The 13,960-nt window shown below is 29.3% G+C and carries 10 protein-coding genes; 6 read left to right on the forward strand and 4 right to left on the reverse strand.

Going from position 1 to position 13,960, the window contains the following annotated elements; all coding sequences use genetic code 11:
• Positions 1-156 precede the first annotated feature (156 nt).
• Positions 157-2,553, forward strand: a complete 2,397-nt coding sequence (locus BTO18_RS04930) for a TonB-dependent receptor (RefSeq protein ID WP_105015163.1) — start codon at positions 157-159, stop codon at positions 2,551-2,553.
• Positions 2,554-2,658: 105 nt separating this feature from the next.
• Here the strand turns inward: BTO18_RS04930 and BTO18_RS04935 are convergent, their stop codons facing one another.
• A complete protein-coding gene (locus BTO18_RS04935) occupies positions 2,659-3,285 on the reverse strand; it encodes an HmuY family protein (protein WP_105015164.1) in 627 nt (208 codons plus the stop codon).
• A 25-nt stretch (positions 3,286-3,310) separates the two neighbouring features.
• Positions 3,311-5,389, reverse strand: a complete 2,079-nt coding sequence (locus BTO18_RS04940; RefSeq protein ID WP_105015165.1) for a TonB-dependent receptor plug domain-containing protein — start codon at positions 5,387-5,389, stop codon at positions 3,311-3,313.
• Between the two features lie 68 nt (positions 5,390-5,457).
• Between BTO18_RS04940 and BTO18_RS04945 the strand changes: the two genes are divergently transcribed.
• The 5 genes from BTO18_RS04945 to BTO18_RS04965 all read left to right on the forward strand — a co-directional run bounded on the left by BTO18_RS04945 (position 5,458) and on the right by BTO18_RS04965 (position 11,050).
• Positions 5,458-6,357, forward strand: a complete 900-nt coding sequence (locus BTO18_RS04945) for a DUF6607 family protein (protein WP_105015166.1) — start codon at positions 5,458-5,460, stop codon at positions 6,355-6,357.
• Between the two features lie 3 nt (positions 6,358-6,360).
• Positions 6,361-7,833 (forward strand): ankyrin repeat domain-containing protein, encoded by a 1,473-nt coding sequence (locus tag BTO18_RS04950; protein ID WP_105015167.1) that lies wholly within the window; start codon positions 6,361-6,363, stop codon positions 7,831-7,833.
• 152 nt (positions 7,834-7,985) lie between these two features.
• The gene (locus BTO18_RS04955) at positions 7,986-8,480 is read left to right on the forward strand and encodes a DUF2271 domain-containing protein (RefSeq protein WP_105015168.1); all 495 of its coding nucleotides are present in this window, start codon (positions 7,986-7,988) and stop codon (positions 8,478-8,480) included.
• A 10-nt stretch (positions 8,481-8,490) separates the two neighbouring features.
• On the forward strand, positions 8,491-10,683 hold the full coding sequence (locus BTO18_RS04960; protein WP_211295569.1) for a PepSY domain-containing protein: 2,193 nt from the start codon (positions 8,491-8,493) through the stop codon (positions 10,681-10,683).
• Between the two features lie 10 nt (positions 10,684-10,693).
• The gene (locus BTO18_RS04965; protein WP_211295570.1) at positions 10,694-11,050 is read left to right on the forward strand and encodes a DUF6686 family protein; all 357 of its coding nucleotides are present in this window, start codon (positions 10,694-10,696) and stop codon (positions 11,048-11,050) included.
• Positions 11,051-11,175: 125 nt separating this feature from the next.
• On the opposite strand, the gene BTO18_RS04970 is transcribed toward BTO18_RS04965, so the two are convergent.
• Both BTO18_RS04970 and BTO18_RS04975 read right to left on the reverse strand, forming a co-directional pair.
• Entirely contained in the window at positions 11,176-12,636 is a 1,461-nt protein-coding gene (locus BTO18_RS04970; RefSeq protein ID WP_105015169.1) for a MoxR family ATPase, read from the reverse strand.
• 87 nt (positions 12,637-12,723) lie between these two features.
• The gene (locus BTO18_RS04975; RefSeq protein WP_105015170.1) at positions 12,724-13,848 is read right to left on the reverse strand and encodes a vWA domain-containing protein; all 1,125 of its coding nucleotides are present in this window, start codon (positions 13,846-13,848) and stop codon (positions 12,724-12,726) included.
• Positions 13,849-13,960: the final 112 nt, after the last annotated feature.

A 13,960-nucleotide genomic window follows, 5' to 3' on the forward strand; every position in this document is an offset into this window, starting at 1 on the left:
CATTTATTATAAGAATTGCTTTTCTACGAGTTGTCCTATTTGCAGTTAAAATGCCCTAGACAATTTATCGGTTTATAGCACCATTCACAGACTTCTAGTTTTTTAATATCTATCAATCTGACATCTTTGCAGTGTAAACAATAAAATTAATCAAAAATGAAGAATTGCATACTTATTATTATTTTACTTATTACTTTTTCAGGATTTTCTCAATTTAAAATTTCAGGAAAAATTACTGATGATAAAAATACTCCTTTAGAAGCTGTTGCAGTTTCATTAATCAATTTTAATACTAAAAAATTTGTCAAAGCAGCTATTACCAATACAAAAGGGAACTTTTCATTATTAAATATAAAAGAAGATAATTATTTTTTAAAGATAGAAAGTTTAGGTTTTCAAACCTACAAAACTAGAAGATTCAAGTTATCAGAATCTATTGATTTTGGAAATTTACCATTAAAAACTTCTTCAGAAAAACTGGATGAAGTAGTTATAAAAACAGAAAAACCAATGGTACAAGTTTTGGCAGATAAAACTGTTTTTAATGTGCAAAACACCATTAATGCTGCTGGTGATTCTGGTTTTGATTTGTTAAGAAAAGCACCAGGAATTGTTATCGATAACAACAATAACATTATTGTAGAAGGTAAAAACGGAGTGCTTATTTATATTGATGGAAAACCATCAATTTTAAGAGGAGAAGATTTGGTAAACTTCTTGCAGACTTTACAGTCAACAGATATTGAATCTGTAGAAATTATTACACAACCTTCATCTAAATACGATGCAGAAGGAAATGCAGGAATTATAAATATCGTTTTAAAAAGAGACAAAACGTTAGGAACAAATGGAAGTTTAACAAGTGGCTACACTCAAGGAGATTTTGGGCGTTTTAACAATTCTGTTTCTTTTAATTATAGAGCTAAAAAAACAAGTTTGTATGGTTCCATTAGCAATGCACAAGGAGATAATTTTGGTTTTTTGAATCTTTATAGAATACAAAATAATACTATTTTTGATGCTAAAACAGAAACAGTTTCTGATTATAACAGAACAAATACACGTTTTGGATTTGATTATTTCGCGAATAAAAAATCTACTTTTGGTATAATTCTATCAGGTAATTTTAGTGACTTGTTATCAAATTCTAATTCCCGAACACCAATTACACCACAAAACCAAAATAATCCTGATAACGTTTTAGTTGCTGGAAGTGACACAAATTCTGATGTTTATAATTTGTATGGAAACGTAAATTATAAATTTGATAACAAAAAAGGAACTACCTTTAATGTAGATGTTGATTTTGGTAAATACAGCAGAGATAGAGATAATTTGCAACCTAACAGCTATTTTAACGGAGATGAAACACAAGTTATTAGTGAAACTACTTTTTTTATAGTATCACCAACCACAATCAACCTCTTTTCTGCAAAAGCAGATTATGAGCAAAAATTTTTAAGAGGAAAATTGAGTTTTGGTGTGAAATTTTCTAAAATTAATACAGAAAATGATTTTGACTTTTTCAATAGAAATAATGGAAATAATGTTTTAGATAATACAAGATCTAATGATTTTGATTATAATGAAACCATAAATGCTGCGTATATCAACTTTAATAAAAAATTTAAAAAATTTAATTATCAGATAGGTTTAAGAGTAGAAAATACAGATTCTAAAGGAACTTTAACAAGTATGCAAGCCAATAACAACAATGTAGTTCCACGTAATTATACCGATTTTTTTCCAAGTGCAGGAGTTACCTACAAAGTCAATCGAAATAATTCTTGGGCATTAAATTATAGCAGAAGAATTCAAAGACCTAATTATCAAAATTTAAACCCTTTTGAAAATAGAATTGATGAGCTTTCATTCAGAAAAGGAAATCCTTTTTTGCAACCTCAATACACTAATAATTTTAAACTATCTCATACCTATAAATATCGTTTAAATACTTCTTTGAGTTATAGTTTTATCAAAGATTTGTTTGCTCAAATTACAGAAGCAGGTGCAAACAATCAAAACTTTATCAATGTTAGAAATGTTGCTAATCAAAGAGTCTATAATTTAGGCGTTTCTTATCCATCTAAATTTACAAATTGGTGGAGTTATTACATCAGTATAAATGCTTCAAGAAATGAATTTATTGCAACAAACCCTGACTTTTTGAGTATTTCTCAAAACTCATTAAGTTTTTATGCTCAAAATACGTTTAAGCTTCCAAATGATTTTCGTTTTGAAGTTTCTGGTTGGTACAATTCACCATCTATTTGGGGAGGAACTTATAGAACCAATAGCCTAGGTTCGTTGAATTTAGCACTTCAAAAAAAGTTTTTGGATGATAAGTTAAATGTAAGAATTGGTGTTGATGACGTATTATTTACCTCTCCTTGGAGTGGAACTACCCAGTTTGGAGATTTATTTATTGATGGTTCTGGAGGACGAGATAGCAGGCAATTCAAAATAAACCTAACTTATAATTTTGGTGGTAATGAAATTAAAAAAGCACGAAAAAGAAAAACAGGAATTGAGGATGAAAAGAGTAGGATTTAGAAGAAATACAGCTAAATCTCCCCAAAAGAAAAACCTTTAAATAATTAAAAACAAAAAAGCTTCAAAAATTGATTTTTGAAGCTTACTAGTTAACAAAACAAGAATTTACTCAAAACTCTTTTCTCCTACGTTTGGATTATACACATAGTTAAATGTATAATATCTTCCATTTGCTGGATTTGAAGCATCCAAATCTTTATAATAACTAATAATTTCCATTTTTGCATAATTACCATCCAGTGTTTTTACAACTATAATTTTTCCTGCAATTGTACTGATAATATTTGTCTGTCCATTGTAAGTATACCAACCATTTCCACTTCCCCAAGGCAAAGCATAAGTTCCATTAGAATCTTGACCAAAATTGCTTTCTGCTGGTGCTTCTTTTACATCAGAAAAAGTACTGCTAACCAATGCTAAAGAAGCGTTACCAGTTCTTGTAGGTTCATCTGTTAAACCAATTGACCCACCTCCATTTACTAAAATTTTTGTTGCTCTAAAAGCGATATCCCAATCATCACTAGTTACAATTGTACCTGTTTTAAAACTAAACTTTACAAACTCTCCAGATTCTACTGGTGGGTTTACAGTTCTATCTGTTACAGCAGGAGCAGGTAAATTTTCTACTTTTTGAGCAACTACAGGCTCTAAAACTACTTCGTTATCTTTGTCACAAGACACCATAATTACGCTTACAAAAACGATGACTAAAATTGATTTTAAATTTCTCATTATTACTATTTATTGATTTATATATTTAAAAATTGAATCGAATTCTACTGTATACTGTTCTTCCTAAAAGTAAAACTGCATCATTATTTGGAAAGGTACTTTCATTCTCTAAACCTCTTTCATCAAACAAATTATCTATACCTATTTGTACATTCATAGTATCTAGAAAAGTTTTATCTAAAGCAATATTTACTTGAACATTTCCTGCCACAAAATCATCATATTTATCTATGATGTTTTGGCTATTATTGGTATCAAAAAGTGCATATTTACTTCTATACAATGCTCTAACATTTGCATTAAATTGATATTTTCTATTACTGTAAAATAACTTTGCATTTGCAGTATGTCTAGATCTATTTGGTAATCCAAAATAATCTTGCTTGGTCAATAGTTCAGAAGGAGAACTTGGAGCTCTTCTAAAAAAAACCGTCCCAGAATTTATTAAATCTAATTGCTCTTTGTCTTTAGCTTCCAAATATTGATAACCTCCTATAAAACGTAAATTATCAGCTATTTTATAGTTAATATCTAACTCTACACCTTGTGTAAAAACTTCATCTCTATTTTCATAATAAAAAACAGAGGTACCTGCTCCCAAACCAGGTAAAACTGGAGTACCTACAGGAGTGTTTACAGGTTTTTGTAAAGCAATCGTGTTAATTAAATCTTTAATGTCATTTCTAAAAAAGTTAATATTAATTTTTAGGTCTGATGTAGGTTTTACTTGAAATCCAAAATTGTATCCAATAGAAGTTTCTGGATTCAAATCTTTATCTAAAACAGCTACATTAGGTTCATTTCCATATAACTCGTGTAACGTTCTTGTACCTAATACTATATAACCTCCAGAATTGTTAATAAAGTTGAAAAATAACTGTCTAAAATCTGGTGCTTTAAAACCAAAACCAACAGAACCTCTAGCTGTTAGCCAACTGTTAATAGTGTATGTTGATGATATTTTAGGGCTAAAAGCAGATTTGTATTTGTTGTGTGCATCAAATCGTGCACCAACAACTGTGTTCATATTTTTAAGAGGATGAAAATCATATTGAAGAAATACATATTTTGCATTAAAGGTTTCTTTTTTTGAAAAAAACGTTCTATCTAAAGCATCAAAATTAATACCTATACCAGCATTTAAAGTGCTGTTGCTAAAATTGGCAGTGGTTCTAATTTCTGGTCTAAACAACGTTTGATTAAATAGTGAAGTAGCATTATTAAATTGACTTTCTGTCTTAAAACGAGTAGCGTAAAACGTATAATCGAAGCTCCATTGATCATTTAAAATATGATTCAATTCTGTGTTTAAATTCCAATCTACCTGTTTGTTAACAACATTTTGAATTTCAGAAAAATAACGTTGAGAAGTCAACAAACGTAATCGATCAGAAAACTCATATGTCAATTGTAAGCTTGCTGTGTAATTTTGATAAGCTTCAGTAGTATTCCCCTGTGTTTCTGGTGATAAATCAAAAGCACTCCCAGAATTGTAGTTAAATCCAGAAATGATACTTAATTTATCTTTTTTGTACATCAAATTTCCATTCATATCCAATTCATTTCTTTCTCCACCTCTAGCAAAAAAAGACATATCCCCTTTTAAAGTATCGTACTTCGGTTTTTCTGTGATAATATTAATAACACCTCCTAAAGCTTCAGAACCATATAAAGAGGATGATGGTCCTTTCACAATTTCGATTTGTTTTATGTTATTTACAGAAATTCTATTCAAATCTAAATTACCAGCACTTCTGCCTACAAGTGGTACACCATCAATCATAATCATGGTGTATTCTGCAGATAAACCTTGTAATTGCACTCCTGTAAATCCACTTTGATCGGTTACAAAATTGATTCCTGTTTGTTCTAGTAAAATATCTCGTAAACGAGTAGATCCAGTTTGTTTAATCTGTTTTTTAGAGATTAAAGTAACTGGCATTGGTAAAGAAGAAAGTTGTCTAATAGTTCTTGTTGCAGTAATTACAACAGGTTCTAGAGCCTCCACTTTTGTAGAATCAATCTCTTTTTTTTGTTGCCCTAAAATAGCAACAGAAAAAATTAACAGAAAAAAAGTGAGTTTCTTATTTTTATTTAGACTCATTCTTATTAAATTTGTTGCAAATATAAACCTTATTTTAATTTATTCTAAATAAATATAAAAATTTAATTATGAGAACTATCACAACCTTCTGTCTGTTATTAAGTATTTCGTTTTTAACTGCACAGAGCAAAAAGAAGCAAGATAAAAATGCCATTAAAAAAATGTGTGGCTGTTATGAAGTTACCTTCAATTTTGCAGAAACATTCAATTATAGTAAAGATGAAAACTATAAACCTTCTAAAAATAAAGTTAGTAAAGGTTTAGAATGGGCTGGTTTAGTTGAAGATAGCAAAAATAAAATCTCTATTCAACATATTTTACAAGTGGGTAACCCTGCAAAACCAATGATAGTAAAACATTGGAGGCAAGATTGGATTTATCAAAACACAGATTTCTATATGTATGATGGTGATAACAATTGGACGTTTACAAAAAAGGATAAAAAGGATGTAAAAAAACAGTGGACACAAAAAGTATATCAAGTAGATGACAGTCCACGTTATGAAGGTTCTGGTTCTTGGGTTCATGTAGATGGGAAAAGCTATTGGGAGAATACAACCACAGCTCCTTTACCAAGAAGAGAATACACCAAAAGAAGCGATTACAATATCACTTTAAGAGGAAACAGACAAGAAATTACAGATTTTGGTTGGGTTCACGATCAAGATAATAGTAAAATAATTCGTGAAGCTGGTAAAGATGATATCATTTTAGCAAAAGAAAAAGGCTATAATGTTTATAAAAAAGTGGCTGATAGCAAATGTAAAGCTGCTCAAGATTGGTGGATAGCAAAAAATGACAAATGGCAAAAAGTAAGAGACAAATGGGAAGAAGTATATAGTAGAAGCCAAGACTTAACTTTAGTAGCAAAAGTGGATAACAAGCCATTATACAAACATTTATTTACTGATAAAAAAATGGAAGAAGAAGAAATGAGTGAAATCATAGAATCTTTCGTAAAAAAATAAATAATGAAAAAAATACTAATTACCTGCTTTATTCTAACCAGTGTTTTTGTAGAAGCACAAACTTCTAACATTTTTTTAAATAGAGATTTTTGGAAAGAGAATCCATCTATAAAAACTATTGAAGAAAAAATTTCTGATGGACATAATGCAACCCAACTAAACCAAAATGCTTTTGATGCTGTTGTGTATGCTATACTTGAAAATGTAGATGATAAAACCATAAAACACTTACTTTCTAAAAAAGGAAATGGAGTAAATAAAAAAACACACGATGGAAGAACCTACATTTTTTGGGCTGCCTACAAAAATAATTTAGAGATTATGAAACACCTTTATAAAAATGGTGCAAAAACAAATATTGTAGATACGCATGGATATACGTTTCTAAATTTTGCAGCTTCAGCTGGTGTTGTAAACCAAGAAATTTACAAGTATTCTTTAGATATTGGTGCAAATATTAATACAGAAAAAAATCATAGTGGTGCTAATGCATTATTGTTAGTGGCACCCTATTTAAAAGATTTTAAATTGGTAAACTTTTTAGTTTCTAAAGGAGCTAGTTTGCAAGACAAAGACAACAATGGTAATGGTTTTTTTGAGTATGCTGCAAAAGGTGGTAATATCATTTTTTTGAAAGAAACAATTAAAAAAGGAGTAAAGCCTGGTAAAAATGCAATGATATTTGCCAGCCAAGGTTTGCGTAGACAAAAGAATACGTTAGAAATGTATCAATTTTTAGAAAAAGAAGGTGCAAAAGCCAATATTTTAAACGAAAGAGGTAGAAGCCCTTTGCACTATATTGCATACAGTAGTAAAGATTTAGCCACCTATTCTTACTTTATTGATAAAGGTTTGGATGTAAATTATCAAGATAAAGGAGGAGATTCTCCATTTATGAATGCTGCCAATAGCAATACGTTAGCAGTTGTCAAATTTTTATCAAAATATGTAAAAGATTATAATGTAAAAGATGAAAATGGACGTTCTGCTTTGGCAATGGCTGTGAACAGAAATACAACTGATGTTATTAAATTCTTACTTGAAAAAGGAGCAGATATAAATACTGTTGATAAAGAAGGAAATACTTTGTCTTATTATATAATGAACAATTATCCTGCAAAAAACACAAAACGATTTGAAGATAAATTAGTGCTATTACAACAAAAAGGGTTGGTTATAAATGAGCTTCAAAATGCAGGAAATACGTTATTACATATTGCTACTGAAAGAAATAATTTAGATTTACTAAAAAGGTTAGCTGAATTCAAAATTGATGTAAATGCAAAAAACGAAGAGGGTTTATCTGCACTACAAATTGCTGCTATGAAAGCTAAAAATGATAAAATCATAAAATATTTATTGACTATTGGAGCAGATAAAAACGTAAAAACCGATTTTGAAGAAACCGTTTACGATTTAGCATCAGAAAACGAATTGTTGAAGAAAAACAATATTAATATTAGCTTTTTAAAATAAATTAAGGATTTCATTTCGAATGAAACGCAGTGTAATTAAGGAATCTCAAAAAAGATATTTATTGGGATCTCTCTACAAGATCGAAATGACAAAATCGATATCATTTCGAGTGAAATGAAATGAAGTCGAGAAATCTCGAAATATAAATCAAAATGAAACTAAAAGAAATCATTAAAATCATTCCATTTTTTATTTTAACTGGATTCCTATTGTTCAGTTTTACAGAATCTGCAACAAAATCGCCTTACAAATGTATGATTCAGATGAAAAATTATTCTGGTGAAGGTGCATACATTGTCATTTCATTATTAAATCCTGAAGGTAAATATGAAGAAACACTTTATGTGCAAGGTGATGATGATGAATGGTATTTTGATATTACAGAGTGGTGGGCTTTTCAAGGCAAAAAACGTGCAGATATAGACGCAATTACTGGAGCAACCATAAGTGGTGGTGAACGTAAAATTAGCGTAATTCAAATTCCTGATAATAAAATTGATAAAGGCTATAAAATTCGCTTTGAATCTGCTGTAGAAGATCAAGATTATCATAAAGATGATGTAGAATTTGAGCTGACATCAACAAATGTAAAATCTAAAATTGAGGGAAAAGGTTTTATCAGGTATATTAGAATGATGCCTCAATAAGCACAAATCTATGACAATTTCAATTTGGAGATATAGTCATTTAACCTTGGCTATATCTTCTGCTATTTTTATACTAATTGCTGCTATAACAGGAATTATTTTAGCTTTTGAGCCAATTTCAAATCAAATAAAACCTTATAATTATATTGATTTAGAAACTGTTTCTATTGCTGAAACTATTACTGTGTTACAAAACGAATATGATGAAATTGTTTCGCTTTCTATTGATGAGAACAGTTTTGTTAAAGCTTCTGTAATTACTAAAGATGGTAAAAGTGCTAGTTTTTACATCAACCCAAAAACAGGAGAAAAAATCGGAGAACTCATCCCAAAAAAAACCATTTTTGAATTTGCAACCAACCTACATCGTTCTTTATTTTTAAAATCAACAGGTCGTTTTTTAGTAGGCTTCTTCTCTTTCTTCTTGTTCTTAATTGCAATAACTGGTGTTATTTTAATTGCTAAAAGACAAGGTGGTTTTTCAAAAGTATTTACCAAAATCATAAAAGAGGAAGTTAATCAGTATTATCATATTGTTTTTGGAAGATGGTTTTTAATTCCGATTATTATTATTACACTCACAGGAGTATGTCTGTCTTTAGAAAAATTTTCTTTATTACCAAAAGATTATTCAAAACACAAAACTCTAAATACTAAAACAACAACTCAAAAACTAAAAACCACTGATTTTGAGATTTTTAAAAACATAAAACTTAATCAAGTCGAAAAAATTGAGTTTCCTTTTTCTACGGATGAAGAAGACTTCTTTTTTGTAAAATTGGTAAATAAAGAAATTGCAGTTCATCAGTTTACAGGACAAATCATCAGTGAAAAAAAACAAACTTTAGTCAATTTATTATCTAATTATAGTTTGTTTCTGCATACTGGTAGAGGTTCTATATTTTGGTCTTTGGTTTTATTATTGTCTTGTTTTGCGATTCTATTTTTTATTATTTCAGGATTTTCTATGACTTTAAAAAGGCGTAAAAAAACAGATACCCTAAACAATATAATTATGAAAGATGAAGCTGAATTTATCATTCTAATCGGTTCTGAAACTGGTAGTACTTTTAAATATGCTAATGCAATTTACAAAGCACTTATTGAACAAAAAAAGAAGGTTTTTATTGATGAATTAGATAATTACACTTCCTATAAAAAAGCAACCAATCTGCTTATTTTTACAGCAACTTATGGAGATGGAGATGCACCTGCAAACGCCAATTTATTTTTAAAAAAATTAAAGGAACATCAACCTATAAATAATATCAATTTTTCTGTAGTTGGTTTTGGTTCTACAAATTACCCTGAATTTTGCAAGTTTGCGATATTAGTACAAGCTAACTTACAAATTCACGAAAACTTCACTCCTATTCTGCCTCTTTTTAAAGTGAATAATCAATCTTTTGTAGATTTTGAAAAATGGTTTACACAGTTGAAAAACCTGTATAAATTCGATATTTATATCGATGAAAGTCAAATATTTAACTCAAAAGAAAAAACAATTATAAAAGTAATTGAAAAATCTGATTTAAACATAGATGATACTTTTTTACTGAAATTAAAACTGAAGAAAAATATAAAATTTAATTCAGGAGATTTGATTTCTATTACTCCAAAAAATGAAAAAACACCACGTTTATACTCAATAGCAAAAGTTGATAAACACATTTTGTTAAGTATCAAAAAGCATAAATTTGGAGTTTGTTCTACTTTTTTACAGCAACTCTCAAAAGAAAATAATTTTGAAGCTACTATTCAAGAAAACAAAAATTTTCACTTTCCTAAAAAAGCAAAGGAAGTTATTTTAATTGCAAACGGAACTGGTATTGGTCCGTTTTTAGGGATGATTGCTAAAAACAAAAAAACAAAGATTAGCCTTTTTTGGGGAGGAAGAACAAAAGAGTCTTTAAAAATCTATAAACCTCATATTGATAAAGCTTTAAAAAAAGGGTCTCTTAATTCTTTTGAAACTGCTTTTTCTCGAGAAAGTGATTCAAAAATATACGTTCAGAATGTATTAAAAAAATACAATCACTTTATTTCCGAGTTTTTGAAAAACGGAAATACTATTCTAATTTGTGGTTCTTTGGCAATGCAAAAAGATGTTGAACTGGTTTTACAAGAAATATCAGAAGAACTTTTAGAAACCTCATTAGAAGAGTTTAAGCAAAAGAATCAAATAAAAACAGATTGCTATTAAAAAAGAAACTATGTGCCAAAATTCAAAAATTATATCAAGAGTAAAAAATGGAGAACTTTCTATTTGTAATACTTGTAAAACTTATGCATTAACTTTTAACAATGTTTTCTTTCAGTTTACAAAAGAGCAATTGTACAAATTTAAAGTTTATGTATCTCAAATAGATGTAGATTATTGGTTAGATTATAATAGTTGTTCTGCTCAAAAAAGAAAGATTCCAATACCTACTTCGCATCAAAATTTAGTTTTAATTTTTGATATTTATGAGCTAAAAGCTTTACGCATTTTATTAGGTATTGATTTAAATGGTTTCCAAGATGAAATTATTGAACCTGCAGATATTGATTACCCTTTGATTTTGAATTAATAAAAATTAAGCTGTCTTTTCGACCTTGTGGAGAAATCTTATATAAATTCCTTAATAAAAATAGATTTTTCGACTTCATTTCATTTCGCTCAAAATGACAGCTTTTATAATTTAAAAGTTTTAGTTTATAACCCACTCATAAAATCTCCATAAGGATCTTTAAATTGAGTGCCTTCTGCAAAACGATATTTACTCAATTTCTTAAATTCAACTAATCCCCAAAGTAAAAACTCTTTTACAAAATAGGCATCTGCTTTGTTCATATTAGGTTGATGTTCTTTTAAAAAATTATCTATTGGTTTTATTTTGTCCAGCTCATTTTTGTATTGTTCGTCTGTAAAATCTTCAAGCAATTCAAAATCTTCATCAGCATTAAAAAACCAAGAAACAATATCATCATAGGGAGATTCATCTGTTGTTTTTGCTAATTTTTTAATTTCTGGGAAATATGTTGGAAATAACGATTTAATCGCTTTTTTGATTAAATTTTCAGCCACAACCTGTGCTCCTTCTTGTTCACCTTCGTAAACCAACTCCACTTTACCTGTAATTGCAGGAATAATTCCGTCAAAATCATTTAAACGAATCATTGTATCAGAATCTCCAGCTAAAATGGCTCTTCTTTCTGCTGTACTCAACAAATTCTCAAAAGCTGAAATACTTAAACGTGCACTTACACCACTTTTTGCATCAATATATTCGCTTTCTCTTGCCTCAAAAACAATTTGTTCTAACAAATCTTTTGCCAATTCTGGAACTTGAATAAAGTCTTTCTGAATATTTTTGGCTTCTTGTTGTGTAATGATTTTTGCAGTTTCTATATCTTCTGGATAGTGCGTTAAAATCTGCGAACCAATTCTATCTTTTAAAGGTGTTACTATACTTCCACGATTTGTATAATCTTCAGGATTTGCAGTAAAAACGAACTGCATATCTAAAGGCAAGCGTAATTTAAAACCACGTATTTGAATATCACCTTCTTGTAAAATATTAAATAAAGCTACTTGAATACGAGCTTGTAAATCTGGTAATTCATTAATTACAAAAATACATCTGTTTGCTCTTGGAATCATTCCATAATGGATGACTCTATCATCAGCATAACTCAACTTTAAATTGGCTGCTTTTATAGGATCAACATCTCCAATAATATCTGCAACAGTAACATCTGGAGTTGCCAATTTTTCTGCAAAACGTTCGTTTCTATGCAACCAAAAAATAGGAGTTTCATCTCCTTTTTCTTTAATAGTTTCAATAGCAAATCTTGAAATTGGATTGAGTGGATCATCATTAATCTCTGAACCTTCCACAACAGGAATATATTCGTCTAACAAATTTACCATCAATCTTGCCAAACGTGTTTTTGCTTGACCACGCAAACCTAACAAATTGATATTATGTCTGCTTAAAATTGCTCTTTCTAATTCAGGAATTACTGTATTTTCATAACCGTGAACACCTTTAAAGACGGTTTCTTTACTCATCATTTTACTGATTAAGTTTTCACGTAACTCGTCTTTTATTGATTTTGATTTGTATCCTGATTTTTTTAATTCTCCTAATGTTTTTATATCTTCTAAATTCATTTGTAGTGTTTTTGCTTTTTGCCATTAGCTTTTCGCTAAAAACTTTTAGTAAATACTAATTGCTATCAGCCAAAAGCGAACAGCTTTCTAGCCTTTTATTCTCTTCTTTCTATTGGTTTCATAATCTTCAAAAATCATTTCACCCAAACCTTTTAATCCTGTATAAAATGCTTTTCCTTGATTTGCTTGTGTAAAAGCACTCACAAATTGTTTTAAATATGGATCTTGAGCTATCATAAACGTAGTTATTGGAATGTGTAGTTTTCTTGCCTGTTGTGCCATTGCATAACATTTATTTACAATGTATTTATCCAATCCATTACTGTTTTTATAATACTGTCCATCTGGCAAACTTAAACAACTTGGCTTACCATCAGTAATCATAAAAATTTGTTTATTTGTATTTTTCTTTCTTCGCAACAAATCCATTGCCAAATTTAAACCAGACACTGTGTTTGTATGATAAGGGCCAACTTGCAAGTAAGGTAAATCTTTAATTTTGATGGTCCAAGCATCATTACCAAACACCAAAATATCTAATGTATCTTTTGGATAACGAGTGGTGATTAATTCAGCCAAAGCCATTGCTACTTTTTTGGCAGGTGTAATTCTGTCTTCACCATATAAAATCATAGAATGACTAATATCAATCATCAACACAGTACTCATTTGACTTTTGTGTAATGCCTCTTCTACAACCAAATCATTTTCGGTTAATGAAAAATCGCCAATTCCGTTATTAATTTGAGCGTTTCTGATGCTTTCTGTCATCGAAACTTTATCCAAATTATCTCCAAATTGATAGGCTCTAAAATCTCCTGTATGCTCATCTCCTACTCCTGGCGATTTACTTTTATGATTTCCAGAACCTGTTCTTTTAATCTTTCCAAAAATATGATTTAATGCCTGTTGACGAATTGCTCTTTCCGTTTTTGCAGTGATTTTTGTTCCACCTACTCCATCTCCATCAATCTCTTCTTTAATGTAGCCTTTCTTCTTTAAATCTTCAACAAAATCATCTATAGTATATTCTGCTGTTGTTAAATTATATTCTTTATCTAAAGAACGCAACCAATCTATGGCTTCATCAAAATCGCCAGAAGTGTAAGTAATTAGTTCTTTAAAGATTTCAAAAAGTTTCTCAAAAGGAGATTGATTTTTAGGTTGGTATGTTTTAAAAACGAAACCTTTTCTTTTTGTATTGTTTTTCATCACTATAAAAATAAGGCTTTACAGAGATTATTAAAAAACATTAGCATTGCTTTAACATATAAAAGCATCAATTATACCAATTGAAAAAAGCAATTATTTTATTGGAATCAAT

The organism is Polaribacter porphyrae (genome assembly GCF_002954685.1).
Classification (GTDB): Bacteria; Bacteroidota; Bacteroidia; order Flavobacteriales; family Flavobacteriaceae; genus Polaribacter; species Polaribacter porphyrae.

Coding starts and splice junctions, on each gene's coding strand:
- BTO18_RS04930 (WP_105015163.1), top strand. CDS start 157: ATGAAGAATTGCATACTTATTATTATTTTACTTATTACTTTTTCAGGA.
- BTO18_RS04935 (WP_105015164.1), bottom strand. CDS start 3,285: ATGAGAAATTTAAAATCAATTTTAGTCATCGTTTTTGTAAGCGTAATT.
- BTO18_RS04940 (WP_105015165.1), bottom strand. CDS start 5,389: ATGAGTCTAAATAAAAATAAGAAACTCACTTTTTTTCTGTTAATTTTT.
- BTO18_RS04945 (WP_105015166.1), top strand. CDS start 5,458: ATGAGAACTATCACAACCTTCTGTCTGTTATTAAGTATTTCGTTTTTA.
- BTO18_RS04950 (WP_105015167.1), top strand. CDS start 6,361: ATGAAAAAAATACTAATTACCTGCTTTATTCTAACCAGTGTTTTTGTA.
- BTO18_RS04955 (WP_105015168.1), top strand. CDS start 7,986: ATGAAACTAAAAGAAATCATTAAAATCATTCCATTTTTTATTTTAACT.
- BTO18_RS04960 (WP_211295569.1), top strand. CDS start 8,491: ATGACAATTTCAATTTGGAGATATAGTCATTTAACCTTGGCTATATCT.
- BTO18_RS04965 (WP_211295570.1), top strand. CDS start 10,694: ATGTGCCAAAATTCAAAAATTATATCAAGAGTAAAAAATGGAGAACTT.
- BTO18_RS04970 (WP_105015169.1), bottom strand. CDS start 12,636: ATGAATTTAGAAGATATAAAAACATTAGGAGAATTAAAAAAATCAGGA.
- BTO18_RS04975 (WP_105015170.1), bottom strand. CDS start 13,848: ATGAAAAACAATACAAAAAGAAAAGGTTTCGTTTTTAAAACATACCAA.